Here is a 3480-nt window from a genome sequence, read left to right as displayed (position 1 = left end):
GCCGGCTTCGGCGAGCAGGGATCCTGTACCTTCGGCGGGGGCTTCTGAGGCCATTCGGAAACGCTACTGGTGAGGCCGTCTGACGGCGGCTTGTCCGCGTCCGGTGCTCACGGACGTAGATGTCCGCTGCGCTCCGGTTCTCGAAGCCACCGCCAGCCGACTCACACCAGCGCGTTTCCCAACGGTCTCCAACATTGTCTCGGAGGAAGGGCGCTCAGCCCTCGAACACAAGCTGGATGCGATCGCTGGCAAAGCTGGACAGGCCGAATTCGACGACCTTGCCCTCGGCGTCGACATTAAGCGCCTCGGTCGCCATCACCGGCCGGGTGCGTGCGATCTCCAGCAGGCGCTGCTCCCGCGCATCCGGCAGTCGGGCCGAGACCCGGGTGCGGCGGCGGGTGTAGTCGGAGATGCCGTAGCGGGCGAAGCTCGCCGTCACCGACCCGGTCTCGCGGAAGATCTCGACCAGCCCGGGAAAGCGGGTGGCGGGGAAATAGTGGCTGGCGAGGCTCAGCGGCAGGCCGTCGGCATGCGACCGCGTGTCCAGCCGGATCACCCGCACGCCGGTGGCGATCTCCAGCTCCCGCGCCACCGCGGCCGGGGCGGGTTCGATCGCCGATTCCAGCAGCTCCAGCCGGGCGGGCCGGTTCTCGCGGCGCATGTTCTCGTGGAACCGCGTGCGCCGGCCGATCAGATAGGCGATGGCGCCGAGATGGACGAAGGTGCCGCGGCCCTGGGTGACGTCGACCAGCCCGTGCTCCTCCAGCTCGGCCATCGCCCGTCGCACCGTGTGGCGGTTGACGCCGAAGCGCGTCGACAGCTCCGCCACCGTCGGCAGACGCGCCCCGCCGGCCTGGACGCCGTCGCGGATCTCGCTCTCCAGCGTCTCGCTGATCTGCCGCCACAGGGCGACGCCCGCGCCGCGGCTCAGCGTGCTGCCGTTCGTCGGGCTCATACCTCCGTCACGCAAATTTCATCCTTCCCAGCTTGCGGCTGTCATTGGATTCGGCTCATGATCTAAACATACGGATGACTAGATGAATAGGCAATAGGTCTATCGCCCTATGAACAGCGAAACCGAACAGCGCCAGGACTGGATGTCGATCCTGGCCAAGGCCGAGCCGGCCGCGCTGGACCGCCTGTGGTCCGCGCTGGAGGTCACGGACGCCTTCACCACGCTGCGCCCTGCCGAGACCGGCATGGTGATGGTGCGCGGCCGCGCCGGCGGCGACGGCATGGCCTTCGCCCTGGGTGAGATGACGGTGACGCGCTGCACCGTGAGGCTGGATGGCAGCGACGTGCTGGGCTTCGCCTATGTCGCCGGCCGGGACCGCCGCCACGCCGAGATCGCGGCCCGGGCCGACGCCCTGCTGCAGACCGCGCGACGCGCCGTGGTCGAGGCCGCGCTGGTCGCCCCGCTGCGTCAGGCCCAGGCCGGGGCCCGGGATGCGGCGCGGCGCAAGGCGGCGGCGACCCGGGTCGACTTCTTCACCATGGTGCGAGGGGAGAATCCGCGATGACTGCAACACTCGGTTCTTCGCAGCTGGTCGCGGGGGCGCTGCTGCCCGGCTTTGCCGATGCCGTGCTCGGCGGCCAGGCGGTGTTCCGCGCCGTGCTCGACGCGCTCTCCCGGCCCGGGCGGGCGGTGGCCTGTCCCGAACCGCTGCCGGCGCCCGCGCCGCTGGGGGCCGCCATGGCGGCGGTGGCGCTGACCTTGGTCGATTTCGACACGCCGGTCTGGCTCGACCCCGCTTTGTCGATCCCGGCGGTGCAGAGCTTCCTGCGCTTCCACACCGGCGGGCCGCTGGTCGCCGATCCAGCGGCGGCCGGCTTCCTGTTCGTTGCCGATGCCGTGTCCCAGCCGCGCCTGGGTCGGCTGGCCCTGGGCGACGACCGCTATCCCGACCGGTCGGCCACTGTCGTGGTCGAGGTGCCGGCGCTTGAAGGGCCGGCCTCCGGCCAGTTCACCGGCCCCGGCATCGCCGTGGCCGAGCCGGCCGGGATCGCCGGCCTGCCATCCTGGTTCCGCGAGGATTGGGCCGCCAACGGTGCCGCCTATCCGCTCGGAATCGACCTCCTGTTCACCTGCGGCGACCGGATGCTGGGCCTGCCGCGCACCACGCGCTGGGAGGGCTGATCCCATGTATGTCGCCGTCAAAGGGGGCGAACGTGCGATCGAGAACGCCCAGGCGCTGGTGGCGGAAACCCGCCGCGGCAACCCTGAGGTCGCCGAGATCGCGCCGGACCAGATCCGCGAACAGCTGGGCCTCGCCGTCGACCGGGTGATGTCCGAGGGATCGCTGTATGACCGCGATCTCGCCGCGCTGGCGATCAAGCAGGCGCAGGGCGACCTGGTCGAGGCGATCTTCCTGCTGCGCGCCTATCGCACCACGCTGCCGCGCTTCGCAGTGTCGGAGCCGATCGACACCGCCGCCATGACGGTGCGGCGCCGGGTCTCCGCCACCTACAAGGACATTCCGGGCGGCCAGATCCTGGGGCCGACCTACGACTACACCCACCGCCTGCTCGACTTCGCCCTGGCGGCGGAAGGCCGGCCGCCGGTGGCGCCGGAGGGCGAGGCGGGGCCGGACGGGCCGGGGCCGCGGGTGGTCGACACCCTCACCCGCGAAGGGCTGATCGCGCGCGAGGCCGACGCGCCGGAAGGCCATGAGCCGGTCGACCTGACCCGCGACCCGCTGACCCTGCCGGCCGACCGCGACCAGCGGCTGCAGAACCTCGCCCGTGGCGATGAAGGCTTCCTGCTGGCGCTGGGCTATTCCGTGCAGCGCGGCTATGGCGGCAACCACCCCTTCGCCGGCGAGATCCGGCTGGGCGAGGTGGCGGTCGAGATCGTGCCGGAGGAACTGGGCTTCGCCATCGAAATCGGCGAGATCACCGTCACCGAATGCCAGATGGTGAACCAGTTCGCCGGCTCGAAGACGGCGCCGCCGCAATTCACCCGCGGCTACGGCCTGTCCTTCGGCCATTCCGAACGCAAGACCATGGCGATGGCCCTGGTCGACCGGGCGCTGCGCGGCCGTGAGTTGGGCGAAGCCGGGCGCTATCCGGCGCAGGACGAGGAATTCGTGCTGGCGCACAGCGACAATGTCGAGGCCTCGGGCTTCGTACAGCATCTCAAGCTGCCGCACTACGTCGATTTCCAGGCCGAGCTGGAGCTGATCCGCCGGCTGCGGGCCGCGCATGACCGCCGGGCTCGCGAAGCAGACGGGGCGGCGCCCCAGAAGGAGGCGGCGGAATGAGCACGCCGAGCACCGGGCGCGACCCCGGCTACAACTTCGCCTATCTCGACGAGCAGACCAAGCGGATGATCCGCCGGGCCTTGCTGAAGGCGGTGGCGATTCCCGGCTACCAGGTGCCGTTCGGCGGGCGCGAGATGCCGGTGCCCTATGGCTGGGGCACGGGCGGCATCCAGGTGACCGCCAGCATCATCGGCCCGGACGACATCCTGAAGGTGATCGA

Annotated in this window: 5 protein-coding genes; 4 read left to right on the top strand and 1 reads right to left on the bottom strand. The window is 70.7% G+C overall.

Going from position 1 to position 3480, the window contains the following annotated elements:
• Positions 1-214 precede the first annotated feature (214 nt).
• A complete protein-coding gene (phnF, locus tag AC3XYG_RS25775) occupies positions 215-955 on the bottom strand; it encodes a phosphonate metabolism transcriptional regulator PhnF (protein ID WP_489142731.1) in 741 nt (246 codons plus the stop codon).
• A 109-nt stretch (positions 956-1064) separates the two neighbouring features.
• On the opposite strand from phnF, the gene phnG reads away from it, so the two are divergent.
• The 4 genes from phnG to AC3XYG_RS25755 form a co-directional block, all read left to right on the top strand.
• Positions 1065-1520: a phosphonate C-P lyase system protein PhnG gene (gene phnG, locus AC3XYG_RS25770; protein ID WP_489142730.1), complete on the top strand. Its 456-nt coding sequence runs from the start codon at positions 1065-1067 to the stop codon at positions 1518-1520.
• Positions 1517-2137, top strand: a complete 621-nt coding sequence (phnH, locus tag AC3XYG_RS25765) for a phosphonate C-P lyase system protein PhnH (RefSeq protein WP_489142729.1) — start codon at positions 1517-1519, stop codon at positions 2135-2137. The genes phnG and phnH overlap by 4 nt, the downstream gene beginning before the upstream one ends.
• A gap of 4 nt (positions 2138-2141) precedes the next feature.
• Positions 2142-3260: a carbon-phosphorus lyase complex subunit gene (locus tag AC3XYG_RS25760; RefSeq protein ID WP_489142728.1), complete on the top strand. Its 1119-nt coding sequence runs from the start codon at positions 2142-2144 to the stop codon at positions 3258-3260.
• Positions 3257-3480, top strand: a 224-nt coding sequence (locus AC3XYG_RS25755) for an alpha-D-ribose 1-methylphosphonate 5-phosphate C-P-lyase PhnJ (RefSeq protein WP_489142727.1), incomplete at its 3' end; no start/stop codon positions are given. The genes AC3XYG_RS25760 and AC3XYG_RS25755, both read left to right, overlap by 4 nt.

The sequence above is a fragment of the Inquilinus sp. genome, assembly GCF_057815775.1.
Note: the sequence above shows the minus strand (reverse complement) of the source record. Positions and strands in the feature narration are given on the sequence as shown.